This is a genomic window from Rickettsia slovaca 13-B (assembly GCF_000237845.1).
GTDB classification, from domain to species: domain Bacteria; phylum Pseudomonadota; class Alphaproteobacteria; order Rickettsiales; family Rickettsiaceae; genus Rickettsia; species Rickettsia rickettsii.
This window is the reverse complement of record NC_016639.1, coordinates 664,605-689,419: the sequence shown is the minus strand read 5'-3', so window position 1 is coordinate 689,419 and position 24,815 is coordinate 664,605. Positions and strand designations below refer to the sequence as shown.

Sequence of the window (24,815 nt, the reverse complement as noted above, 5' to 3'; positions counted from 1 at the left end):
TTTAAGCTTATCATAATTTTTTCTAGTTTTTAAATAATATTCTAAAGTTGCTTCATATTCCCATCTAGGTAGAGGGTGATTATCAGATTCTTTTTCTCAATATATCATTATTGATGATGTTTTTTCCTTTAAAGATTCATTACATAATTCTTCAACAATAGGATAATATTCTTTCTTATTCAGATACTAAAGGCATGATTGTTGGTGTACTATCATTTAAGTAATTAATATAATGCTTCAAAAAAAGAATCATAGTTCCCATTCCCTATAATATCGTGATATATAAAAGAGTCTATATTAAGTGCTTGAATAATCAGCTTCCCATCTATCGATAATATTTTTTTGAAGAGTTCTAAATCTTCACTATGAAGAGCCATGGAAATTTATTCCTTAAATAAATTTTTAGGCATTCTGTAATAAACCGTATTATAGAATTTTTCGCTTTCAGGAAATTTGCGTTTGCGGATAGAGAAATTACCGAAATTTCTGATTTCGATACGCTTTTGTTTTTTAAGAGATTCGTTTAAATAATCTAAAATTAAATCTACTGAATCTTTAACATCTTCTTTAGAAAGATAATTCAGCTTATCATGTATTTTATCTATTAAATAATTCTTAGTAATCATTATTAAAAAATCGCTTTGATTCCGTTAAAACTATTTTTAAAAAAACTAGGTGCTATACTATCAAAATCTTCAAGTATTATGTCCATTAATTTTGGTTTTGGTTTTAATTGATAATCTTTAACTAGTAGATTAACATTAATTTTCTGAACTTCCTGTAACCATTTTAATGCAGTATCTTCCGAGCCTATAGCATCCACAAGCTTTAACTTTAAAGCCTGACGACCTGAATATACTCGTCCGTCTGCGAGCTTTTTTACTTCTTCTATAGGAAGATTACGCCTCTCTGAAACAAGTTCAAGGAAGAAATTATAAGTATCTTCTATATTGTCCATAATGGCTACCCGCACTGCTTCCGTCAGTTTTTCGGTAGGATTTGGGACAGCTTTTAATTCACCCGATTTGAAATTATTAAACTTAATCCCCAATTTTTGAGCAAGCTCCGTTACCTCGGCTGTTTGTAGTATTACACCGATTGAACCCGTAATAGTTCCGTTATGGCTGATAATATAATCACCTCCAAGAGAGATTAAATAACCGCCGCTTGCAGCCATTGTTCCCATAACTATCACTACCGGCTTTTTTGCGGATATTTTACGCAGAATATTATAAATTTTTTCAGCGCCGACTACCGTACCGCCGGGAGAATTTACGTTAACTATTAACGCTTTAATATGAGAATCATCGATTATTTTTTTGAGTTTTTTGTCACGCTTTTCGTCTTCAAGAATTATTTCGTCTATTAATACGGAAGCTATATAGTCTTCATTACTATTAATAGGTAACACCTCTTTTGGAGCAAAATCTTTACCGACTAGTAAGAATACGATCGCAATTAAAATAATAGCTGCTAGCTTCCAAATTAACAAACGAGATTTTATTTGTCTTCTTTCAATTAAATAATCAGGTGTTATACTCATGATCTTATATACTTTTTTAGAATACTAAATGCAGACCTATACTGTGACAGGTGTGAGGAGCGAAGCCTATAATATAATAAGGTGAGGCCGACGCACAATGAAGCACAATATAGGTATTAATTGACTATAGACCGTTCTTAGGACGTTCAGGACTCTTCATCATCTCAAAAAACTCACCGTTAGTTTTAGTATTTTCAAGTTTTTTGAGTAAAAATTCTATTGCTTCACTGCTACCCATTGGATCGATAATACGACGAAGAACCCACATTTTATTTAATATTATTTTATCTACTAATAAATCTTCTTTTCTAGTTCCTGATCTAGTTATATCAATAGCCGGATAAATACGCTTATCGGCAATCTTACGATCTAGAACTATTTCGGAATTACCTGTACCTTTAAACTCCTCAAAAATTACCTCATCCATACGAGAACCGGTTTCAATTAAAGCCGTACCGATTATAGTAAGCGAACCGCCGTTTTCAATATTTCTTGCTGCTCCGAAAAATCTTTTAGGTCTCTGAAGAGCATTAGCATCAACACCGCCCGTTAATACTTTACCTGATGACGGCACTACGGTATTATAAGCACGAGCTAAACGTGTTATCGCATCTACTAAAATTACCACATCTTTTTTATGTTCTACTAAACGCTTTGCTTTTTTGATAACCATTTCTGCAAGCTGCACGTGCCTACTTGCCGGTTCATCGAAAGTAGAGCTAACAACCTCCCCACGCACGGAACGTTGCATATCGGTTACTTCTTCAGGTCTTTCGTCTATTAACAGTACTATTAAAAATACTTCCGGATTATTGGTTGTAATTGCATGTGCTATATTTTGTAATAATACGGTTTTACCTGTACGAGGCGGTGCTACTATTAATGCACGTTGTCCTTTACCCATAGGGGCAACAAGTTCAATAACCCGTGTACTAAAATCCTTACTATCTTTACTATTATTTTCAAGTTCTAATCCTAATTTTTCATCAGGATATAAGGGGGTTAAATTATCAAAATGAACACGATGATAAGCTTTAGAAGGGTCTTCAAAATTTACTCTATTGACTTTCAGTAAAGCAAAATAACGTTCTCCGGCTTTTGGAGCTCTGATCTGACCTTCTACAGTATCACCGGTACGCAGACCAAAGCGACGAATCTGACTAGGAGAAATATAAATATCATCAGGGCCTGCTAAGTAGTTTACTTCCGGCGAACGTAAAAAACCAAATCCGTCAGGTAGTACTTCAAGTACCCCCTCTCCCACTATTAAAACTCCCTGCTCTACGGATTTTTTCAAAATTGCAAAAACTAATTCTTGTTTAAGTAATGAATTAATATTTTCAATTTTTAATTCTTCTGCTTGAGCTTGTAGTTCCTCCGGTAATTTACGTTTTAATTGTTTTAAATTAATAATATTACCGTTCTCTGCAAAATTATTATAATTGTTATTGGATTCGGTATTGTTAAGTTCTGCTGTGGATTCTTTATTAGTTGTGTTCATTATTTTATTATTAATAGATTATAATTGAAAAGTTGAGTTAGCAATCAAGTTTAAAGGTAAGTAATATACTTATTTAAGTTAGGAATCAAATTAGATTTTTAGAAAGTTTTATTTATTCTTGCGGTTTAAAGAATTATTTATCTTGTTAGCTTATAAGAGCTGGCTATGTATGTAAAAGCATACTAACAACGTTAATAGCACATTGTCAACCCAAATCGTCATTGCGAGCAGGTAATCGGTAAATGGTCATTGCGAGAAAATTACGAAGCAATCTTGGGAGTTTATTATTATTGCATGAGATTGCTGCACAGCTTACGGCTGCGTAGCTCATGACGACCCTGGTAACCTCTTCTCGCAATGACGGATGAATCAATCCACGTAATTCTAGCAATCCTTTGATTTTAACAATAACACATTTGTATTAAGTAATGGCATGCATACGTTTTTAACTTCATTTAATAAGGCCTCATTGCTTATTTCTTGGTTTAATTCGTTGCGTACCGCATCAAATATTTCTCTTAAACTTTTCGCTTCTACCATATATTTAAAAATATATTTAGTGCTTCTAAATATCGACATTGAGATATTAACATTATTTAATATCCCATTATTAATAGTAAAATTAATAGAATTATTTACTGCTGAAGGATTAGATTCCAAATGCTCATAAATTTGTTTAGCAAAATTGGCAATATTATGGAAGTACGGTATATTATCAAGGTCATCAAGAGAGGCTACACTATCTTTTTGATTTGATACGTAAAATGAATGTTTAGTAATATTACCGGTAAGTATTTCGGAAATTGCTTCTCTAGTTACTTTATCCATCTTTTTAACTTTTTGTAGAAGTGAAAAATCTTTTATATAATTTTCCGGTCTTAATAAAATTTTCTCTAAAGGATCAAGATAATCAACAAAATTTAAGCTTGCTTTTTCTACGAATTCATATAACTCAGGAACGGAATAGGCTCTATCCTGTTTGTTCAGGAACATATCATAAACTCCGACGTCACCGAAATTTTGGTAATCTGAAAATAACTCCCAACCTCTTTTATACCAGTTAGTAGCAGGCAAATTATCTAGAATTAGCTTCCCGTTCATTACTTCTTCGATACGGCTTTTAGTATCTTTATTTATCATTTTCATTAAATCCTGAATTTGATAAACACCGGTACGTCCGTATTTAGCATATACCATTAAACCCATACCGCCGGTCGGCTTTAAAGAATCTTTTAGATTTTTTAAACCTTCATCAGGATTTGCTAAATGATGAAGCACGCCGGTACAATTTATATAATCGAATTTTCCAAGTTTTAGATTAGGTATATTTAATATTGAATCATTAATCCATTTAATATTTTTAAGACCTCGTACTTCTGCACGTTTTTGTGCTACTTCCATGCTAGGCTTGCTGAAATCTAGATATATTATTTCGGCATTTTTATCTTTTAACTGCTCGGCAAGATAAATAGTCGAATCACCGGTGCCGCCGCCTGCTATTAAGCATCTAAAATTATTATTAAAATTTTCTTTTCCTTGATATAGAAAATGGTTTAATTCTCCTAAGAACTCACCGCATGTTGCAAGTAAATATTCTTTTTCTTGATTTGGGTCTCTGAAAGGATAAGGATAATCTTGATAATGCTCTTGTACTTCTGCTAAGTCTTTAGAAATTGTAGTATTTTTTGTTTTCTTTAAATTTCTCATAAATTATTATTTTTTAAGTTGTTATTATATATACTTAGTCTATCTACTCTTTTAGAAGTATATCTTTTATAATTAATTGAATAGTATAATTATCTTGCCAATTATTAGTTTTTAACGTTCCTATTGCGGCAATATTTTTTGCTTTAGGGCTTAATAAAACATCTTCAAATGCAGTTCCTACCGAATTAAAAGCAATAGCAGATAAGGCTTTATTACCAAAGCCTCGCTTATTTGGAACAAGCATACATTTAATATGCTTACTTCCAACGATATCCGCTTTTAATACAAATAAATCATCAAATTTAAATATAGGCTCATGATTTCCTTGACCGAAAGGCTCTAAAGTGTTTAATTCCTCCATTAAAGGGAAATTCACACTATTAACCGTTAAATCAATATCATATTCCGCATGCTTATAATTTTCTAGTTTAGTTATACTAATTCTAAAAGCATTATTAAAAAAATTCTGCAATTCTTGTAATTTTTCAGCCGTTACGGTAAAACCTGCCGCCATAGCATGACCTCCGCCTGCTATTAGCAAATCTTTACTTTTAGCATTGATAATTTCAGCACCAAAATCAATACCTAAAATAGAACGGCATGAAGCTTTACCAATCCCGTCATTTAAAGCTATAACTGCCACCGGCTTATCAAATTTTTCTTTTAATTTGCCGGCAACGATTCCTATAACGCCTGGATGCCATCCTTCTTTTACGATAAATAATAAACTACTATCTTGTTGTGTCAAAGCAATTTCCATCGCTTCTTCTATCATTAATAACTCAATTACTTTACGCTCATTATTGTGTTTTTCAAGTTCTTTAGCTAATTTATTTGCTTCATTAGAACAACTAGTAGATAGGAGATGAGCCCCTAAACTTGACTTTCCTACTCTACCGCCTGCATTGATACGCGGACCTAGAATAAACCCTAAATGATAACATTTTGGTATTTCATGAAGTCCTGCCATATCATATAATGTTTTAATCCCTATATTTTGCCTTTGTTGCATTACTTTCAATCCGCTTGCAACAAATGCACGATTTAAGCCTGTTAATTTCATCATATCGCAAACAGTACCAAGAGCCACTAAATCTAGATACTGCATTAGATTAGGCTGAAGCATTGTTTGCGTGAAATAATTTTGCTTCTTTAAATTCGATAATATTGCAGTTGCAAATAAGAAAGCAACTCCTACGGCTGCCAAATGTTTATATTCGCTTTTTTCATCAATACGATTTGGATTTACTATAGCTACTGCATCCGGTAATATTTCCGTAGCTATATGATGATCGATTACTATAACATCAAGGTTAACGTCTTTTGCGTATTTTAGGGCTTCATGTGCCATAGCACCGCAATCAACCGTAATTAATAATTCTGTACCGTTATCTTTAATTTTTTGCATAGCAAAAGGAGTTGGACCGTATCCTTCAGCTATACGATCAGGAACATAAATATCACATAGTATATTTAAATCTCTAAAAATATTTTTAAGTAAAGCGGCTGAAGTAGCACCGTCTACATCATAATCGGCAAAGATACATATTTTTTGGTTATTTAAAATAGCTGTAACAGTTCTGTCTACAGCCTTTTCCATATCAAGTAGATGAAAAGGATCAGGTAATAAATTTTTGATTTTCGGTCTCAAGAAATTTTCTACTTCCTCTAGATTATTTACTCTTAATGATACTATCCTAGCAAGTAAATCACTAATTTTGAAACTACGACATAACTCGGTGACTATATCTTCGTTAATCAGTTTCTGCTGCCAGATTTTACCGTTTATAGATGCTTGTGGTTTCATTTGTTTATTAGGCTGTATTTTTGCTGTATATCGTCATTGTGAGTAGGCATTGTTGCGTGGATCAATTTCACCTCTGTGTTCACCCCGTGGCTTGACCACGGGGTGAACACAGAGGTGAAATTGATCCACGCAACAATGCCTACTCACAATGACGATATACACTTATATCTCCAAAAGTTTTTTAGCTTCATCATCTGCAATTAAAGCTTCAACAAACTCATCTAATTTTCCGTTTTTAACTACTTCGTCTATCTTATAAAGTGTTAAGTTTATTCTATGGTCGGATACTCTTCCCTGTGGGAAATTATAAGTACGTATCCGCTCCGAACGATCTCCCGAACCTACCTGCCCTCTTCTGCTATCGGCTCTTTCTTGTTCCTTTTTACGTCGTTCTTCTTCATAAATTCTAGCACGTAGAATTTTTAACGCCTTTGCTTTATTTTTATGCTGTGACTTCTCATCTTGCAAGGCTACGGTAATACCGGTAGGGATATGAGTTATACGTACGGCAGAATCAGTAGTATTAACGTGCTGTCCACCAGCCCCTGAAGCTCTATAAGTATCGATTCTTAAGTCTTTATCTTCAATTTTAATATCAACCTCTTCAGCCTCAGGAAGTACTGCAACCGTTGCTGCCGAAGTATGAATACGTCCTTGTGATTCCGTTTCCGGTACTCTCTGTACTCTATGAACGCCTGACTCAAATTTGAGCTTAGAGAATACATCTTTGCCTTTTATTGACGCCGATGCTTCTTTATAACCGCCTATTCCCGTATCGGAAATTGCTAATATCTCAAAACGCCATCCTTTTAACTCAGCATATCTTTGATACATATTAAAAAGTACGGCAGCAAAAAGTGCCGCTTCTTCTCCGCCGCTTCCTGCTCTAACTTCAATAATAGCACTTTTACTATCCGCATCATCTTTTGGTAATAAAGCAATTTTTACGGCTCTTTCAAGTTTTGGTAACGCATTTTCAAGAGTGTATATTTCGTCTTCAATCATTTCTAAAGTGGCATTATCAAGTCCCACTTCTAGCTTAAAATTATTTGCTTCTTCAAGCTCAGATTTAGCCTTATTATATTCTTTAATTTTTGCTACAACATCTTCAAGTTCTGCATATTCTTTAGATGCCTTAACAAACTCGTCTCCCATAATGCCGGAAGATAGTTTGTTGCCTAAATTTTCGTATTTGTCTAAAATTTTTGCTAAATTATCTGAAAAACGCATGTTATTTTATTGTGATTTGTTTATGGGTGAGATTTCAACGTTATTGCGAGAAGCAACTGAAAGCTGCGATGAAGCAATCTCAGGATATTTGACGAGATTGTCACGCAGCCTATGGCTGCTCGTAATGACGACTTATATCAACATCAAAACGGGACTCTCTATAAACTTTTTAAATGCTGCCAAGAACTCAGCACCGACTGCTCCGTCTACTACTCGGTGATCGGCAGAAAGAGTTACGTCCATAATTGTTGCTATAGTTATTTGATCATTCTTGACTATAGCACGTTTTGCACTAGCTCCGACGCCCATTATACAACTTTGTGGTGGGTTAATTATAGCATTGAAATTCTTAATACCGTACATACCGAGGTTAGAAATGGTAAACCCTCCGCCCTGAAATTCTTCAGGGGTTAATTTATTATCTTTTGCTTTCTTTATTAATGCTTTCATTTCACGAGATAGTTCTAGAATGTTTTTTTGATTGGCATTTTTAACTATTGGTGTAACAAGCCCGTCCTCAATCGCTACCGCTACTGAAATATCGACATTATTGTAATATCTAATTGCATCTTCTCCCCAGCTAGCATTGGCATTTGGCACTTCTTGTAAAGCTTTGGCTACTGCTAAAATAATAAAATCATTAATCGATATCCTTGTTGATTTATCTTCAGAAAAAGATTTATTAATGTCTTCTCTTATATCTAACAATTTATCGACATTACATTCTATAGATAAATAAAAATGTGGAACTGTTTGTTTAGATTCAAGCAGACGCTTGGCTATAATCTTGCGGATATTATTATTTGGTACTAAACGATATTCTTCAGGATTTCTGCTAACTATTTTATTATGAGCAGTGCTAGGAGTATATGATAAGATATCTTGTTTGACTATTCTACCGTGCGGACCGCTACCTTTCACGCTCTCAAATCTAATATTTCTCATTTTTGCAAGTCTTTTTGCAAGCGGTGAGGCGAATATTTTACTAGCATCATGTTTTATAACTGTTACCTGTTCTTCTACATTAGCTATATTCTCGTGGGGTTTCGGAAGATTAGCATCTGTTTTCGGTGACGGTGATACACTATTATTTTTTGCAATAAACGCATCAATGTCTGTTTTTTCTTCTCCCTCTTCACTTAACACGGCAATTAAAGAGTTAACAGGTACATTTTGACTATTTTGTGGGATAACTATTTTGGCAAGTATACCTTCGTCTACTGCTTCTACTTCCATCGTTGCTTTATCGGTTTCAATTTCAGCAATTACTTCTCCAGGATTAACTTTGTCCCCTTCTTTTTTTAACCACCTAGCTAGATTTCCTTCCGTCATAGTTGGAGATAAAGCAGGCATTAAAATTTTAATCGGCATAACTTATTTAGATTTGACTTTTTATTGTTGTTATTACACGTCATTGCGAGGAGAGGCCAAGCCTCGACGCGGCAACCTCATGAAACAGTAAAATTCCTGAGATTGCCACACTCTCTACGTTCGCGCGCAATGACGATTTGAGTAGCTATTGCACCTTAATATCAGGGCTAACGATCATTATCATCTGTTTACCTTCCATTTTAGCATGCTGATCGATTTTAACGAGTCCTTCGAGCCCTACTTCTATACGTTTAAATAGTTCTTGACCGACCTCTTTATGAAGAATCTCTCGTCCCTTAAACCATAAAGAAATTTTTACTTTATCTCCGTCTTTTAAAAATTCTTTTATTTTTCTTAACTTAGTTTCAAAATCACCTATACTAATATTAGGTTTAAATTTCATTTCTTTAAGTACGACGATTTTTTGTTTTTTGCGTGCTTCATGCAAACGTTTTTTGCTTTCGTACTTAAACTTACCAAAATCTAGAATTTTACAGACAGGGGGTACAGCATTCGGTGATATCTCGACTAAGTCAAGATCGGCTCTTTCCGCCATATCTAATGCTTCTCTAATATTTACGACGCCGTGCATTTCGCCGTTTTCGCCTACTAAACGCACTTCTCTAGCTCTGATTTCTCTATTAGCCTTAGGAAAATTATTTTTAGAAATAAAATGTCTCCGTATTATGTTTATAAATAAATATATATTGCATTTAACTTATTTTATTTAAAATTACAAGTAAATAAAATATTTTATCTTTAATTTTATTTAGAAAGTTTTAAAAAAAATTGAAACTACAAGGCAAATTCCAAATATTAATAAACAGATTCGTGTTAATTTAGCGACTCTTGCCTGTATTTTCAAGTTTTTTAGGTCTATAGCATGCCTATGAGTTTGCTCTTGTTGTGCCATATGCATTAATTCCTGTAAAGTACCGGGATAAATACTCTCATACTCACTGATTAAATCAATTGGCGGTAATATATGTTCAAATTTTTTACGGTAAAAATTATTATCAGGTTCGTTTACACTAAAAGTCTTAGCATAACCTTTATTTAATCTATTATTTTTGTTAAAAAAACGTTTAGTCTCTTTCATATCCCTGTTTTATTTTTTGAAATGTATATAATATATTACTTTCAACTATTTTAAAATAATCAATTAATTGCGTTTCTTTTTTTTGCTGTTGTTTGGAGCTTTTCATATTTATTATATTCTGTAGCTCTGCATATACTAGTTTTATAACACTTTGTTTCATTGATTATACTAAATTTATAAAATCTGTTTTTGGTATTAGCGGTTCGCCCCTAAAATTTATAGCATTATTAAATTTATTGCAACAGGTTATAAAATTTTTATCACATCTGGCAGTAATTTTTACTTCCTCGGCATCTTTAACATAATCCGGTATAATATCCTCTAATATAATCAAATCACCGAAATTGCTTAGAACTTTAATGTTAAAACGATTTTGCTGAATATAATTTGACCGCCGTTATAATAGCCGTTTTCCTCAAAAATACCTTCAATGATTATATGGTTTTGTGCGGAATCGTTAAATTCTGCTTCTTTTAAATCTAAACTGGAATTCGGTAAAAAAACTCTCTCTTCACTTTTTATAGCATGATCGCTATTTGTTAAGTTTAATTCCTCACCGCTAGCTCGCTTAATTTGAAAACAATAAACAAAATTCGTAAGCTTTGTAATTACCTCTTCAATCGCAATACTCATATAATCACCTCCACTAACTCTATGTTGTATAACGCTATAGAACCGTCATTACAATAAGAATATTCAAAACTATCTATACTCAATCTAACTGCTACGTCAAAAGTAAAATCAGTAGTTAAAATTACATCTTGACCTAAGGGACTTGGTAAGGTCACTATACCATCGTTGTAATCTACAATGCACATAGTTCTTACATTATTAATGTATAGAATGACACTATTATTAACCGGTTTAGTGATAACTCGTTCGTAAGGAGCAATAGGATCGCCATATATCTTCCTTAGCTGAAATTTATTTAAATTACCGTCCCCTTTAGCAATAACTTCGTTAATTCCTCTATAATCTGCATAATTCCTAAATCTCAAAGCAAAATTACTTCCACATCTTGCTTTAAAAAAGCTATTAAATTGCTCAAATTCCGTACTGCTTAACCTTGCATTTTTGATTAAATATTTCTGACTCGTTAATTGCGAAAGGATCTTCACTATTTTGCTGTTGACATATTTCAATAGTTTTTACGTGAGTAACAACACTTGGTTTGAGAAATTTTTCATTAATATTTACTGACAATAAGGAGGTATTTATACATTGTTCATGCTTAAGTTCTCTTCCGACTAAGACCATAATATCTCTAAATTGTGTTATATTTATATTTTGAAGTTCATAATTAGGCATTTTTTATTACTTCGTCATATAATTCTACTAAACCTTCACATGCGTTATTATTACCTGTAAATAGTGTACATTTAAAAGCTTTTTCAATTTTATAAAATCTTGCATTAATGTACGAATGTTATTAGAAGAAAGTTTTTTAAATTCGTTTAATTGCTCATATGCATTTGTTAAAAACGCTTGAGACAGATAACTTGGGTTGTTATTCTCTTGAGGCATATATTTATTACCTTGTTAAATTGGAGCTTAAGTAGAAGTTAACAAAAATTAAATCTACAATTTAAATTTAGTAATATTTTTGCTAAAAAAAAGTTCGGCAGTGGAAAAAGAGATTATTTTTTTGGACGGTAGTTGCAATATTATTCTGCCGGTATTATCGATATCTTTAAAAAGACCGGTTACTATATCATTTTGATATTTAACGCTAATATTTTCATATAACTTATAAGCATGTTCTAACCATTTTTTTCTAATAAAAGGAAAACCGTTATTATGCCAAATTTGATAATATTCTTCAAAATTTTCTATTAATATCTCAAGTAAAGCTTGCGGTTCTATAGGTGGTAGATTTTCGCTTATTAAGCTAGTAGTAGGCTGGTCGATATTATCAGGGTGATAGGTAATATTAATGCCGATACCGATAATAAGGTAATAATTATTTTCTACTTTAACAGATTCAAGAAGTATACCGGCAATTTTCCGACTGTTAATTAATACATCATTGGGCCATCTTAGTTGTATAATGTTATTTTCGTTCCTTATGTCATTCCCGCGAAAGCGGGAATGACATAGAGCACTATGGGAGTGACATAAAGAGGTTATACTATCATAAACGCTAAGTGCCGTAACAAAAGATAATTGCGGCAATAATTTTAGCTCTTTATCAGGCTTTATTAGTAAACTTACATGTAAGTTACCTGACCTAGACTGCCAGTTTTTGCCGCTTCTACCACGTCCATTAGTTTGAGATTTGGCAAGTACTGCATAGTTTGAATCAACTTTAGCATTCTGAGCCATTTTCATAGCCTCAGAGTTTGTACTGTCTAGCTTGTCAAAAACAATTAGTTTAAATTTACCGATATTCATTTTTTTTAGTAGCCGTCATTGCGAGGAAAGGCGAGCTTTGTTGCATGGCTTGAAAAACCCGCTCGATGTCATTCCCGCTTTCGCAGGAATGACATAAAAACACCTAACTCGCTCCCTACTGACATGACTTGTAGCTACACTATGTTTGCTTTGAATTTTTGGTGCTTCGCTTTTACTCTTAGTTATAAAGCTTTCTAAATCTTGTTTAGTAAATTAAAACTTAGCAATATTTTCATCAAAGGTTTTAGTTTTATCAAATCTTACATCTTTATTTTTATCTATTCCAAGTACCTCAATGAAACTATCTTTTATTTTACTTGAAGCAGCAGTATCATTTTAAGGTATACAATAAAGCGTTCAATGAGTTTGTATCGGCTTTTAGTGTATTATTACGACTAGTTGCAGCAATAATTACATATTCTTTAAGCTTTTCATTTAATTCTTTTTCGTTTAATGCTCCGGTTTTACAAAATGATAATAACATCTTTGCTTTATCATCATGATTTTCAATAACTCCTTCTTGCCATTTAGAAGTATTATTTTCTTTTGACTGAATAAACATTTCTAACAATTTAGTGCCAAATGTTTTATGTAGATTTTTATTATCATAAACTTCATAAACATTTAGTAGAAATTTTTGATGGTCAAATATTTTATCTGCTTCTTTGCCAAGGTCATGATTATTCAAATGTTCTCTAGTTTGACAATATCCTTTAATCTGCAAATAATTAGAATATTTTTGTGCATCTTTGAAATCCAAAGTATCTATTCCGGCAGTATCTAAAACAGCAGTGTTTAAAGCATTTTCACGTAATTGTTCATTAGTTGTTCTTAGAGTTTTCAGTATATTTAAATTTTCCTCCTACTTTTGCAAGTGTCTTAAATAATATATCAGCTAAAAACTTTACGATATCACTTGGGCTTTCAAATTTTTTTGCACTATATATAGCAATATTTGCATCAGCTTCCATACCCGTACCAAAAGCCATAGCTAGAGTTCTACCTTGTTTTTTAGCTAAGGTAATCTCCTCCATATTATCAGTTATTGCTTTTGTATCAAATTCCAGTTCATTGCCTTTAAAATATTTTGTCGGTATATTATCTCTATATCTGCCGTCTATATATTTTTTACTGTCAATTTCTACCGGCTTAAAAACAAGCGGTATAGAAGCAGAAGCACAGCAAGCTAAAGTAATTTCAACATTTGGCGTATCAAAGCTATTGAAAATAGTTAGTTCACTTGTCTCTTGCTGAGTTGCCATAATTACTAAATCTTTATACTGCACTGGATTGTATTTTCGCAGTAACGCTATATCCTTAAAATATAGTTTACCGTCTTTTTGGTTGTATCTTTCTCTTAATTCATCAAGAGCTTTATCATCTTTAACATTTACTATATCTGATCTCTGTAAAAAATTTCCTGTATTATTCTTTAATAACAAGTTCTAATAGAGCATATAAAGGTTTACCGTCTTTATTTAACTGTATTATATCCGCAGAAAATCCTTTTTTTCCAAGTAAAGTTTGCAGATTTGTATTTTTAGAAATTTCTTCAAATCGCTCAGGCGGGTGTCCCAAGAGCTACCACTGTGGCAGTTATAGCACCAGCGGAAGAACCTGCTACCGCCTTGACATTATCTAAAATACCAGCTTTTTTTGCTGTCTCATAAGCTCCGGAATATATTGCTCCCTTAGCTCCTCCTCCACTAAAAGCTATATATTCGATAGGAGTTTTCTGTGCTTGCTCTAACTCCTGCAATGTTTTTGTTTGATTGCTAGAAGATTGTTGAATTTTTTTAGGTCTTTTAACTCCTCTAATATATCAGATTGCTCATTAACTACAGGAGTTTGTGACTCTTGCTTCAGATTATTAATAATAGGATGTTTTCTTACCTTTATATCAGCCATAGTTTTATTTTATTAAGTTATCTTCTACAAACTTCCAGTTGATCATATGCTTAATAAATATGTCAACATAATCAGGTCGTTTGTTACGATAATCAATATAATAAGCATGTTCCCATACATCACATGCAAGAAGCGGCTTCATACCGTGTGCTATAGGTGTACCGGCATTAGCGGTTTTTATAATTTGTAACCTATTATCGTGATATACAAGCCATGCCCAGCCGCTACCGAATTGCCCTACTGCCTCTTGCTTAAACTGTTCGCAAAACTCTTCAAAACTACCGAAATCTTTATTAATTTGTTCTAATATTTTACCGCTTGGCTTACCTCCGCCCTGCGGCTTTATTGAATGCCAAAAAAAGGTATGATTCCATATTTGGGCTGCGTTATTAAAAATAGCCGCATTTGAGTTTTGTGATGACCATTCTATTATTTCTTCTAAATCTTTTTTTTGTAATTCTTCTTTATCTTTGAGTAAATTGTTTAGATTTTGTACATAAGTATTATGATGCTTACCATGATGATAATCAAAAGTCTCGAGAGTAAAATGTGGTTTAAAACTTTCTTTCTCATAAGGTAAATCAGGTAAGATAAAAGGATATGAGGTTTGATTAGATTTGTTGCAATAGGTCATGTTATTTTCTCCTATGTTGGTTTTTATATATTTATAGCGAGAATCAATACGTCATTGCGAGGAAAAATTGAAAATTTTGACGAAGCAATCTCAGGAGTCCTACTTTATGAGATTGCCACGCTCCTTGCAGTTGCTTGCAATGACGATTTAGTATCCACGCAGGCATGACATCATAGTAACTTATAAAAATCGGAAGCTAAATAAAGCGATCCGGTTATTATAATATTTGCTTTATTATCGCCGTTTATCTTCTTTATATCACTAATCGCTTCTTCGAGTGAGTCGCTTTCGCTAAAATCAATACCACTCTTTCTGCCTTCCAAATTTATTGTTTCTGCACTATGGCTTAGCGGTTCGGATAAAACTTTAACGCCGTAACCTTTAATTGTCAAATCCTTAAAGTAAGAGCAAAATTCCTCAATATTCCTATTTTTAGTCATACCGAGTATTAAATATATCGATGATTTTAAATTATCACGCATCCAATTTGCCAAAACTTGAGCTCCGCTATTATTGTGAGCTACGTCTATCCAAATTTGAACATTATCACCTATTAATTTAGAATATTTTTTCGGTTCTATTTTTTCGATTCTAGCAGGCCAAATAGTATTTTGTAATCCTTTAGCAATAACCTCATTATTAATATTAAATTGTTTGTTAATAAGGCTTATTAAGGCAATAACGCTTGCAGCATTTATTAATTGATGATCACCAAGTAGCGAAGGAGTCGGAAACTCATAGGTAAAATTTCGTGATGAATAAATAAATCCGTTGTCCGTCTTTTTAATACCGAAATCATATTCATAACAGAAACTCGGTACTTCTAACTCTTCAGCCTTGGCAAATAATGTTTCATAAACTTCCAAAACTTGCATACTTATAACGCAAGGAACGCAAGACTTCATAATACCAGCTTTCTCAACTGCTATTAGGGGTAATGTATTACCCAGCATATGCATATGATCATATGAAATAGGTGTAATTAAAGTAATTAACGGTTGTTCTACTATATTTGTTGCGTCTAACCGACCGCCTAGTCCCGTCTCTAAAATTAATATATCGGCTTTTGTTTTCTCAAATGCTAGAAACGCTGCTGCCGTAGTACCTTCAAAGAAGCTAGGTTCAATATTAAATTTTTCGCTTGCTACCCTCACCTGCTCACAAACCTGCCATAATTCATTATCCGAGATTTTCTCACCTGCTACTACGATTCGTTCATTACATTCTAATAAATGAGGAGATGTATAGCAATGTACCTTATAACCGGCAAGCGTAAAGATGCTTTTAAGCATAGCACTACTTGAACCTTTACCGTTTGTACCTGCTATATGTATGACGGGAGGAAGCCTTAAATGAGAGTTACCTAAGGCTCTTAAAAGTCTTGCTATATTTTCAAGATCATATTTAATGTTATTTTTCCAGGTCGGCACCGGAAAATGCGGCATTAGCATTGTTATTTATTTTTTTCATGAATGATAGAGTTATACCATATTTGTTGTCAACTTAAAGATCGATGTCATTCCTGCAAAGGTGGTGTTTTTGCATGGCTCGAAAAATCTACTCGATGTCATTCCCGCGCAAGCGGGAATCCGCTACTTTTAAGCTTTCTAAAAGCTTGATTTATCTCGCTTTACCCTGGATTCCCGCTTGCGCGGGAATGACATCGAAACTTTAGATCAACTGTTTTTAGGCAATACTGAAGTTCATCGAGTTTTTGGTTTTACTGCATTGATAAGTCCAATTAATAATACTGATTTAATTATTCCCGGTATTATAAAAGGTAATACGCCGCCGTAAAAGGCACCGCTTGCTCCTAAGAGTGTAGAGAGCCACATCCAGCCTAAACTCATAATAATTATATTACCGATCAAACATAAAGATATCTGATTTAACCATTGATTAGAAGTAAAAATTTTATCTTTTAAGCTAGCCATAACATATACGGCAATTACAAAACCTGCTAGATATCCTCCGGTAGGACCGAATAATATTCGTAAACCGCTTGAAAATTCTCCGAACACAGGGATTCCCATTGCTCCAAGAGTTATGAAAGATAATATTGTTAAAGGTGCGGTAGTCTTATTATATGTAAGTCCGATGAATATCACTGCAACGGTTTGCAATGAAATAAATATAGGCTTTATAGGTATTACTATTTGTGAACAAATAGTAAGTAATGCCACTCCTAAAACTATTTCTATTGCTTGCCTTGTGGTTAACGGTAGTGAGATTGAATTAAGTTGCATAAAATTACCGCATGATTTATTTTTAAGTAATTACACTAAATAGAATTATATAATGTCCTTGTCAAGAATATAAAAATGAAAATAAAAATTTATAATGATCTAGGAGTTTCAAAAGAAAGTATTAAGCATTGCGTGCATACCTTAAGACTTTATGCTCCAAAGTATAACGTAGATTATATTACTGCACAAGAAATTATAGACGAAAAGTGGGGTCAAAACACCTTATTACTTATTTTACTCGGTGGAAGAGATTTATACTATGTACAAAAATTGCAAGGCAAAGGAAATGCTAATATAAAGAATTATATTAAAAACGGTGGTAATTTTCTTGGGATATGTGCAGGCAGTTACTACAGCGGTAACTATGTAGAATTCGCTAAAGGAACAAATATAGAGGTTATAAGTAAAAGAGAATTAAAGATTTTCAATGGAACGGTTAGAGGACCATTGCTTGCTCCTTATTGTTACAACTCACATAAAGGAGCAAGAGCCGCTTATCTAAAAATAAATCCAACACTCAATTTAAATATTAAGGATTGTTATGCTTTTTATAATGGCGGTGGATATTTTATTGATGCAGAAAATACCAAAGATACTGAAATAATAGCAAGTTATGAGGATTCTCAGGCTGCAATAATAAAATGTACTTACGGCGACGGGACAGCTATTTTAAGTGGAGTTCATCTTGAATATGAGCCTGCACTCATAAAAAATCAATCTCTTAATAATATTCATAAAATACTAAAAGCTCATGATACGGAAAGAATCAAATTATTAAATTATATATTAGACTTCTTCGGAAACACGCTTATAGAGAGGAATTTGTAGGAAACACGCAGCACAACAGAACCGCAGCGTACGTAGAAGTACGTGAGAGGATGCGAGCAGCGAATTGACGCACAAATTACCTCTAGAAGTAGAGTTTCCAAAGAAGTCTATTCAAAAATCTAAATCTGTATAATAGTTTGGAGGGGTAAAGCCAGGGATTCTATCTTGTAGTAATAACCTAAAAGCCGGTCTTGATTTAATTAGTGAATACCAATGTTTGATAAGCGTCCATTTATCCCAATAAATCTCACCGAAATAATCGAGTACCGATAAGTGACAACTTGCGGCAATATCGGCAATAGTTAGTGACTCCGATACAAGATAACTTCTTTTTTCTAGTAAAGAAGTTATATATTCTAAGTGATAATTTAAATTATTTTTTGCAACACGTAAAAACTCGGTTCGTGGGCTGCTCATTTTAGCAATTGATCTTATAACTTTTTCATCGATAATAATCTTAGTAACTTCACGATAAAATTTATCGTTAAACCAAAAGAATAATCGTCTAATTTCGCAACAAATATCAATATCTTCATCTAAAAAATTAAAATTCGGATATTTGCTATTAAGATATTCAACAAAAGGATAAATACCTACCACAAATAAACCGTATGATTCTGCTAAAATAGGTAAAGTTCCGGCAGGATTTATTTTTAAGAAATCTTTATTGAATTGCCAATAATCTTCTTTAATCGTAGTAAATTCTATATCTAATTCTTTTAAGAAGACACGGGCTTGTCTTGAAAGAGGACAAATAGGATTATGATATAACTTTTTCATTAAATTGTGTTACAGTCCTAGTCATTCCGCGGCTTGATCGCAGGATCTATCAATATTTGTTAAGCTATTTTCTAAGCTCCCGTGATCAAGTCGCGGGATGACAATAAGGTCTATAAGCCGGATTCTGTATGAATATCAATTCATTGCAGTTATTTATCTAGGATAAACGTTACCGTTTACCTCAAGCGATCTACCCGCATTACAAGCCGGCTAGAGATAACCCGGGAACTTGATAAGTTCTGTAACGCCTATTTGATCTTGCTCTTGGTGGGGTTTACCATGCGTAATTTGTTACCAACTTACCGGTACGCTCTTACCGTACCTTTTCACCCTTACCAAAAATACTCGATCAACTGCAAAAATTGGCTGCGTCATTTCACAAGTACTACGGTATTCATGTATTAAGTATACGCTCCGTTCCTCGTCTTGTGAACTCCTAGCTCTTTTTGAAGTTGATCTTCGTATTCATACTTGGCGGTGTATTTTCTGTGGTACTGTCCCTAAAGTAATAATACTCTGCCGGAGGTTAACCGGCACCATACCTCTATAGAGTCCGGACTTTCCTCGTGATCTATAGCTTTGCTATATTATCACGCAACTGCACGACCATTTAGAATTATGGTCAATTTTCTTAAATTAGTCAATAACATTTAGAATAAGTTCAATTAACTTATTAGGTTCTGTGAAGGTTTCTAATTGATTTGCTATTTTGAGATATTTTTTAGCGAAAATTAATAAGATTTTTTTGAAAATTTGACTTTTGTACACAGAATATAATTAAATTAATATGTACAATGAAACAGTTAATTAAAGTATAATAACAAATTTAAAATTTCAACTATTTTATTAAAGATATTCTTAATTTAACGTTGCTACTATTTTTTTCATACTGTATAAATATGTATTTAATGCTCCTAAACACATAAATTGTTAGCAAATTTTGATATATGATATGAAAAAATTAATTTATTATTTTGGCAGTAATGGTAGTGATGGAAACGCTAGCATGAAAAATATACTTGGTAACAAAGGTGCTGGTCTTGCCGAAATGTCCAACCTCAAACTACCTATTCCTGATGGTTTTACAATAACTACAGAGCTATGTAATTATTTTTATACCCACAATAATAACTTTCCTAAAAACTTTCAAAGCGACTTAAAAAAAGCTATCACTAAACTTGAAATAATTACCGGTAAAATTTTCGGCAGTACAAGCAATCCTTTATTGTTATCGGTGCGTTCGGGCTCTACGGTTTCAATGCCTGGAATGATGGATACTATCCTTAATCTTGGAATGAATAACGAAGTGTGTAATGCTCTTGCGGATTCCTGCGGTGATAAACGATTTGCTCTTGATAGTTACAAAAGATTTTTAGAAATGTACGGTTCAACGGTATTATCTATACCTAGTGATCTATTTGAACAAATTTACGAAAAGTACAAGATGCAAGCCGATATTCATAAAGATAGCGATATTACCGTAGAATTATTAGAAAAAATTATTGATGATTTCAAACGGTTGCATATTAAGTATACTAAGCAACTAATTAATGATCCTTATGAACAGTTAGAATCGGCAATTAAAGCGGTGCTACATTCTTGGATGAGTAATAGAGCGGTTATATATAGAAAAATCAATAATATTTCGGAGGATTTCGGTACGGCTATTAATATCCAAGCAATGGTTTTCGGTAATTTAGGTAAAACTTCAGCTACGGGAGTTGCTTTTACTAGATCACCTTCTACAGGAGAAAAAAAGCTCTTTGGAGAGTTTTTAATAAATGCTCAAGGTGAAGACATAGTATCGGGAACTAGAACACCTATGCCTATTATTGCAAATGATTCAAATTCTATGCAAGCAATGATGCCGGAAGTGTTTAAGGAGTTATCGCAAATTGCACAAAAGCTTGAAGAACATTACTTAGATATGCAGGATATAGAATTCACTATAGAAAATAATAAGCTATATATTTTGCAAACACGTACTGCAAAAAGAACAGCCATCGCTGCTATTAATATTGCCGTACAAATGGTAGAAGAAAAGCTTATTTCTAAAGAACAAGCCTTAATGCGAATCGATCCGGAATCATTAAATCAATTATTACATACAAGAATTGATTACAGTAAGGGGCTTACTTCTATTGCTGAGGGGCTACCTGCTTCTCCTGGGGCTGCAACAGGTATTGCAGTATTCTCACCTTATGATGCCGAAAAATTATCTCATCATCATAAAGTAATTTTAGTACGCCATGATACTAGTCCTGAGGATATTAACGGAATGCATGTTTCTTCAGGTATTTTAACTATTAGAGGGGGAATGACTTCACATGCTGCAGTTGTGGCAAGAGGTATGGGGAAGCCTTGTGTTTGCGGTACAAGTAATTTATCTATAGATGAGAAAAAGCAAATATTAACAGCAGGCGACATAGTTATTAAACAAGGTGATATTATAACGATTGACGGAGGTAGCGGTAAAATCTTCTTAGGTGAAATGCCGTTAATGCAACCTACTTTCAGTGAGGAATCAAAATTAATTTTAGATTGGGCAGACGAGATTAGTAGCTTAAAAGTTCGTGCAAATGCTGAAACAGTTAACGATGCTTTAGTATCTGTAAAGTTTGGAGCTCAAGGTATAGGTTTATGTCGTAGCGAACATATGTTTTTTGATAAAAATAAAATTCCTTTAGTAAGAGACATGATTATTGCTCCTGATATAGAACGGAGAAAGCTTGCCGTGCAGAAATTATTACCTCTGCAAACTGAGGATTTTAAAGCTTTATTCAGAGTAATGAAAGATAAACCGGTAAATATTAGATTACTTGATCCGCCGTTACATGAGTTTTTACCTACCACCGAAGAAGATAAAAAGAATTTGGCCAATAGCTTAAATCTACCTTTATCCATGATTAATCAACGTCTTCATGCTATGCATGAAGTAAATCCTATGCTCGGTCACCGTGGATGTAGACTTGGTATATGTTCGCCGGAAATTTACCAAATGCAAATTGAAGCAATTTTTACAGCTATTTTTGAGCTACATAAAAAAGAACATATAGAATGTAACTTAGAATTAATGATCCCTTTAATTAGCAATGTAGGTGAAATAAAAAAGCTTAAAATGGATATTTATGCGGTAATAGAGGAATTAGAGCAACGTTATAGATATAAGTTTTCCTTTACGCTCGGTACTATGATAGAACTACCCAGGGCAGCACTCGGCAGTAAGAAAATAGCTAAGGAAGTTGACTATTTTAGTTTTGGTACTAATGATTTAACTCAGACTACATATGGAATTTCTAGAGATGATATTGCCTCTTTTCTTCCATATTATTTAGAAGAAAAGATTTTTGAATCCGATCCATTTACTACTCTCGATGAAGAAGGAGTAGGAGAATTAATTGAAATTGCTATAAAACGCGGAAAAAGCAGTAATGCTAATTTGAAACTCGGAGCTTGCGGAGAACATGCAGGGAACCCTGCCTCTATAGAATTTTTTCATAGAATGAATTTAAACTATGTTTCTTGTTCTCCATACCGTATCCCTATAGCAAGAATCGCCGCAGCACAAGCTAAAATTAAACACGGGTGATAAAGGCGTTGTTGCGAGCGGGTATTGGATACCTATAGTACCGGACATTTTCGTTCTATATCATTTCCGCGTGGCCTTGTTGCGTGAACCGGTAAAACCCACTGTGTCACCCCGTGGCTTGACCACAGGATCCAGTTAAAAATACTAAAATTATTAGTATTTTTTATTGTTTTTTGGACCCCGTGGTTAAGCCACGGGGTGACACAGTGGGTTTTACCGGTTCACGCAATGACCAAAAAATTATTTACAAATTAATATGATCATAATACCAATATTAAGCATTTTTGGGTTTTCATCTTTTTTTGCCAAATATTTCAAAACAAAATTGACTTTCGCTATTCCCATAACAATCAGCATATTAGTACCGATTTTATATTGTTTTGCTATGTTAAAGCTATTACCGGCTGCAACATATATATATTATTTCATCGGTATATTTTTAGCTTTCATGTCATTCCTGCATTTTATAGGCGTTGTTGTAGGGGGTGGCTCCGCTCCTGTCATCCCGCGACTTGATCGCGGGATCCAGTTAAAAATGTTTAGTATTTTTACGTTATATTTTTGGATACCGTGGTCAAGCCACGGTATGACACCGCACGCATTTCTTGATCTACGCAATAATACCTCCTTCATGTCATTTCTGTGGAAGCAGGAATCTAGAAAAAATATAATTGAAATCATTGTATTTACTTTATTGATTCTTTTGTTTTTTCTTTATACCAGAGATGCATCGCTGCATTCTTATGATGATTTCTCACATTGGGGAATATTTACTAAAGAATTGTTATATTTCGGTGTTTTTGAAAATCAGTCTTCGTTAACTTCCATTATTACTACTCATGCCCATTATCCAAGGGGAGCTGCCGTTTATCATTATTTTATGCTGCTACTTTCAGGTTATTCGGACGGTAACGTATTATTTGCTCATTTCTTATTACATTTAGCATTTCTAGCTCCTTTAGCCGCAAATAAGAAATTGTGGCAAACCGGAATGTTGTTTTCACTTTTACTTTGTGGCGTAGTATTATATACGACCGGAATTCGTTCAATATATAACGATAGTACTATTGGCTTAATGTTCGGAGCTATTTTTGCAATTTATATCCTTGCGGAAGACAAGAAAAAAGCATTATTGCTTATTTTACCTATTACGATATTACTTGCCTCTTTCCGAGAAATTGGAACATGGCTTGCTAGTTTTGCTTCGATAATTCTTATAGCTCATTATACAATTTTTTATAAAAAGCCTAAAAAATCAAGTGATTATATTACGTATCTGATTTTACTTACTTTACCTATTTTGTGTAATTTTATTTGGATGAGTTATTTTAAAAACACCCATGATTTTTTTGACAGATGCGAACATAGTTTTAGCAATTTAGTATATATTGCTGAAAATTTTAATGAACAGCATAGATCATTATTACTAAATTACGGTAAATTTCTCTTGTTATTCTTATTAAAAGAAGGAAGTTTAGTTGTATATACTATTTGTATAGCTGCATGGTACGGAATTCGTAAATATAAACCGGATTTGCTGAAAGAATATAAATTTTTCCTGATAAGTACGTTTGCGTGTTTTATAATTTTTGCTTTGTGGCGGTTATATTTATATTTCTTTAACTTTAGTTATGAAGAGGCAATTAGAGGGGCATCATTACTTAGATATCTTGGATGTTATGTTATAGCTATCGGAATGATTGCAGCTTCGTATGTTAAAAATAGTATTTTCTTACACAAGCAAAGTAATAAAGAGTTATTTATATTCCTTCTGCTTCTTGCTGTTTCTACGTTTTCCGTAGTAAAAAATATACTAAGAATCAAACACTTAAACTTAGAACAAAAGAATTTTATCCAGCAAACAACAGAAGTTAAAAAGCTATTGGAGCAAGGCAATAAAATTGAATTTAACTTTAGCGGTAAGAAAGATAATTTACAATGTTATATATTAAATTATAATCTAGTACCGTATTTAGGTAAGAAATCCTTACAAGAATGCATAAAAGCTTCTAAAGAAGCGATTATAGAAACAAAGGAAGAAGCGGTATACGCTCCTTTTAAATAGCGTTGAGGATTTGTTGCACAGCTCCTATGTCATTCCCGTGTGGCCTTGTTGTGTAGATATTACCCCATCATTGCGAGCAGTTGTAGTACTTGCGTGGCAATCTCATAAAATAATAA

24 protein-coding genes, 1 other RNA gene and 2 pseudogenes are annotated in these 24,815 nt (G+C 33.3%); 4 read left to right on the top strand and 23 right to left on the bottom strand.

Annotated elements, in window-relative coordinates; all coding sequences use genetic code 11:
• Positions 1-224: 224 nt before the first annotated feature.
• The 20 genes and pseudogenes from RSL_RS07790 to RSL_RS03510 form a co-directional block, all read right to left on the bottom strand.
• On the bottom strand, positions 225-377 hold the full coding sequence (locus RSL_RS07790) for a hypothetical protein (protein WP_014419828.1): 153 nt from the start codon (positions 375-377) through the stop codon (positions 225-227).
• 6 nt (positions 378-383) lie between these two features.
• Positions 384-626: an HU family DNA-binding protein gene (locus RSL_RS03610; RefSeq protein WP_004998379.1), complete on the bottom strand. Its 243-nt coding sequence runs from the start codon at positions 624-626 to the stop codon at positions 384-386.
• 2 nt (positions 627-628) lie between these two features.
• Complete coding sequence (gene sppA, locus RSL_RS03605) at positions 629-1,543, bottom strand: signal peptide peptidase SppA (protein WP_010977375.1); 915 nt, start codon at positions 1,541-1,543, stop codon at positions 629-631.
• Between the two features lie 124 nt (positions 1,544-1,667).
• Entirely contained in the window at positions 1,668-3,044 is a 1,377-nt protein-coding gene (rho, locus tag RSL_RS03600; RefSeq protein WP_004998383.1) for a transcription termination factor Rho, read from the bottom strand.
• 384 nt (positions 3,045-3,428) lie between these two features.
• Positions 3,429-4,751 carry a class I SAM-dependent methyltransferase gene (locus RSL_RS03595; RefSeq protein ID WP_014273521.1) on the bottom strand — a complete coding sequence of 441 codons (1,323 nt, stop codon included), beginning with the start codon at positions 4,749-4,751 and terminating at the stop codon, positions 3,429-3,431.
• Between the two features lie 43 nt (positions 4,752-4,794).
• Positions 4,795-6,558 (bottom strand): single-stranded-DNA-specific exonuclease RecJ, encoded by a 1,764-nt coding sequence (recJ, locus tag RSL_RS03590; RefSeq protein WP_014273520.1) that lies wholly within the window; start codon positions 6,556-6,558, stop codon positions 4,795-4,797.
• 162 nt (positions 6,559-6,720) lie between these two features.
• The gene (gene prfA, locus RSL_RS03585; protein WP_014273519.1) at positions 6,721-7,788 is read right to left on the bottom strand and encodes a peptide chain release factor 1; all 1,068 of its coding nucleotides are present in this window, start codon (positions 7,786-7,788) and stop codon (positions 6,721-6,723) included.
• 132 nt (positions 7,789-7,920) lie between these two features.
• Entirely contained in the window at positions 7,921-9,159 is a 1,239-nt protein-coding gene (locus RSL_RS03580) for a pyruvate dehydrogenase complex dihydrolipoamide acetyltransferase (protein ID WP_014419827.1), read from the bottom strand.
• A 145-nt stretch (positions 9,160-9,304) separates the two neighbouring features.
• Entirely contained in the window at positions 9,305-9,778 is a 474-nt protein-coding gene (gene infC, locus RSL_RS03575) for a translation initiation factor IF-3 (protein WP_014273517.1), read from the bottom strand.
• Between the two features lie 150 nt (positions 9,779-9,928).
• Entirely contained in the window at positions 9,929-10,258 is a 330-nt protein-coding gene (locus RSL_RS03570; RefSeq protein ID WP_014273516.1) for a DUF2335 domain-containing protein, read from the bottom strand.
• On the bottom strand, positions 10,245-10,418 hold the full coding sequence (locus RSL_RS09320; RefSeq protein ID WP_014273515.1) for a hypothetical protein: 174 nt from the start codon (positions 10,416-10,418) through the stop codon (positions 10,245-10,247). Before RSL_RS09320 ends, RSL_RS03570 begins: the two co-directional genes overlap by 14 nt.
• Positions 10,419-10,421: 3 nt before the next feature.
• Positions 10,422-10,592 (bottom strand): phage BR0599 family protein, encoded by a 171-nt coding sequence (locus RSL_RS07785; RefSeq protein ID WP_014273514.1) that lies wholly within the window; start codon positions 10,590-10,592, stop codon positions 10,422-10,424.
• Between the two features lie 14 nt (positions 10,593-10,606).
• Positions 10,607-10,891 (bottom strand): baseplate hub domain-containing protein, encoded by a 285-nt coding sequence (locus RSL_RS03565; RefSeq protein WP_014273513.1) that lies wholly within the window; start codon positions 10,889-10,891, stop codon positions 10,607-10,609.
• Positions 10,888-11,376 carry a phage distal tail protein, Rcc01695 family gene (locus RSL_RS03560; RefSeq protein ID WP_041472086.1) on the bottom strand — a complete coding sequence of 163 codons (489 nt, stop codon included), beginning with the start codon at positions 11,374-11,376 and terminating at the stop codon, positions 10,888-10,890. The genes RSL_RS03565 and RSL_RS03560 overlap by 4 nt, the downstream gene beginning before the upstream one ends.
• Before the next feature lie 217 nt (positions 11,377-11,593).
• A complete protein-coding gene (locus RSL_RS09975; RefSeq protein ID WP_014410734.1) occupies positions 11,594-11,782 on the bottom strand; it encodes a hypothetical protein in 189 nt (62 codons plus the stop codon).
• Between the two features lie 54 nt (positions 11,783-11,836).
• Positions 11,837-12,649: a biotin--[acetyl-CoA-carboxylase] ligase gene (locus tag RSL_RS03545; RefSeq protein ID WP_014273512.1), complete on the bottom strand. Its 813-nt coding sequence runs from the start codon at positions 12,647-12,649 to the stop codon at positions 11,837-11,839.
• Between the two features lie 114 nt (positions 12,650-12,763).
• A pseudogene (locus RSL_RS09970) lies at positions 12,764-14,557 on the bottom strand (patatin-like phospholipase family protein); the annotation flags it as partial.
• A 4-nt stretch (positions 14,558-14,561) separates the two neighbouring features.
• The gene (locus RSL_RS03525; protein ID WP_012736349.1) at positions 14,562-15,191 is read right to left on the bottom strand and encodes a superoxide dismutase; all 630 of its coding nucleotides are present in this window, start codon (positions 15,189-15,191) and stop codon (positions 14,562-14,564) included.
• A 170-nt stretch (positions 15,192-15,361) separates the two neighbouring features.
• Positions 15,362-16,642, bottom strand: coding sequence for a folylpolyglutamate synthase/dihydrofolate synthase family protein (locus RSL_RS03515; RefSeq protein ID WP_014273511.1), 1,281 nt, complete (start codon positions 16,640-16,642; stop codon positions 15,362-15,364).
• Between the two features lie 252 nt (positions 16,643-16,894).
• The gene (locus tag RSL_RS03510; RefSeq protein ID WP_014120825.1) at positions 16,895-17,437 is read right to left on the bottom strand and encodes a biotin transporter BioY; all 543 of its coding nucleotides are present in this window, start codon (positions 17,435-17,437) and stop codon (positions 16,895-16,897) included.
• Between the two features lie 75 nt (positions 17,438-17,512).
• Between RSL_RS03510 and RSL_RS03505 the strand changes: the two genes are divergently transcribed.
• The gene (locus RSL_RS03505) at positions 17,513-18,265 is read left to right on the top strand and encodes a BPL-N domain-containing protein (protein WP_014273510.1); all 753 of its coding nucleotides are present in this window, start codon (positions 17,513-17,515) and stop codon (positions 18,263-18,265) included.
• Positions 18,208-18,389 (top strand): annotated as a pseudogene (locus RSL_RS10670) (palindromic element RPE1 domain-containing protein); the annotation flags it as partial. The gene RSL_RS03505 and the pseudogene RSL_RS10670, both read left to right, overlap by 58 nt.
• Here RSL_RS10670 and RSL_RS03500 read toward each other — a convergent pair.
• Complete coding sequence (locus RSL_RS03500; protein ID WP_010977394.1) at positions 18,377-19,045, bottom strand: glutathione S-transferase family protein; 669 nt, start codon at positions 19,043-19,045, stop codon at positions 18,377-18,379. The pseudogene RSL_RS10670 and the gene RSL_RS03500 sit on opposite strands and share 13 nt — an antisense overlap.
• Before the next feature lie 97 nt (positions 19,046-19,142).
• Positions 19,143-19,659: RNase P RNA component class A (gene rnpB, locus RSL_RS07130), an RNA gene on the bottom strand.
• A 338-nt stretch (positions 19,660-19,997) separates the two neighbouring features.
• Between rnpB and ppdK the strand changes: the two genes are divergently transcribed.
• Entirely contained in the window at positions 19,998-22,634 is a 2,637-nt protein-coding gene (gene ppdK / locus RSL_RS03495; protein ID WP_014273509.1) for a pyruvate, phosphate dikinase, read from the top strand.
• 240 nt (positions 22,635-22,874) lie between these two features.
• On the opposite strand, the gene RSL_RS10665 is transcribed toward ppdK, so the two are convergent.
• A complete protein-coding gene (locus RSL_RS10665; protein ID WP_014273508.1) occupies positions 22,875-22,991 on the bottom strand; it encodes a hypothetical protein in 117 nt (38 codons plus the stop codon).
• Between the two features lie 28 nt (positions 22,992-23,019).
• On the opposite strand from RSL_RS10665, the gene RSL_RS03490 reads away from it, so the two are divergent.
• Entirely contained in the window at positions 23,020-24,699 is a 1,680-nt protein-coding gene (locus RSL_RS03490) for a hypothetical protein (RefSeq protein ID WP_014273507.1), read from the top strand.
• Positions 24,700-24,815: the final 116 nt, after the last annotated feature.